We start from the raw sequence: 584 nt of genomic DNA, 5'->3' as shown, positions 1-584 counted from the left end.
GTCGTCGTTGCTCGAGCAGGTGAACTCCGCGAAGGCGGAGTCGGACTCGACCGTTGAACTCGAACTGGACGGCGGTGTCACCGTTCGGTGGGGTGATTCCACGCGCGGGAACCTCAAGGCGGAGGTCTTGGCGCAGCTCGTGGACGCGCGCGAGCAGACCGGGGCCGTCAACGTCTACGACGTGTCCTCCCCGGAGCATCCCGTCCTCGAATGACGTCAAGTTTGAGGCAAACCTTGAGGCTTGGAACGGAAAATGACCGCATGCGACCTTCAACACGCCCCCGCGTATCCGTTCGAGCGAAATCCCATTGCTAGTCTTTGGCGTGGAAGAAAGAGATGAGCCACATCGACCGGCAGTCCAACACTGAACCACCACTTGAAGGTTAAGAAATGTTGGCAGCGGTTGACGGTCTCACCGGAAGCAGCCCGTTCGGCCCCCACGCGGGCGGACCCCCGAAGCGAAACAGGTGATCATGGACACCACGACTCCCCAGAACTACCTGGCCGTCATCAAGGTTGTCGGCATTGGCGGTGGCGGCGTTAACGCCGTGAACCGCATGATCGAAGAAGGTTTGCGCGGTGTC

At 60.8% G+C, this 584-nt stretch carries 1 pseudogene; it reads left to right on the top strand.

The features are described from left to right. Positions 1–214: pseudogene (locus GTW58_RS13640) on the top strand (cell division protein FtsQ/DivIB); the annotation flags it as partial. Positions 215–584: the final 370 nt, after the last annotated feature.

It is taken from the genome of Kocuria subflava, assembly GCF_012163155.1.
GTDB classification, from domain to species: domain Bacteria; phylum Actinomycetota; class Actinomycetes; order Actinomycetales; family Micrococcaceae; genus Kocuria; species Kocuria subflava.
Note: the sequence above shows the minus strand (reverse complement) of the source record. Positions and strands in the feature narration are given on the sequence as shown.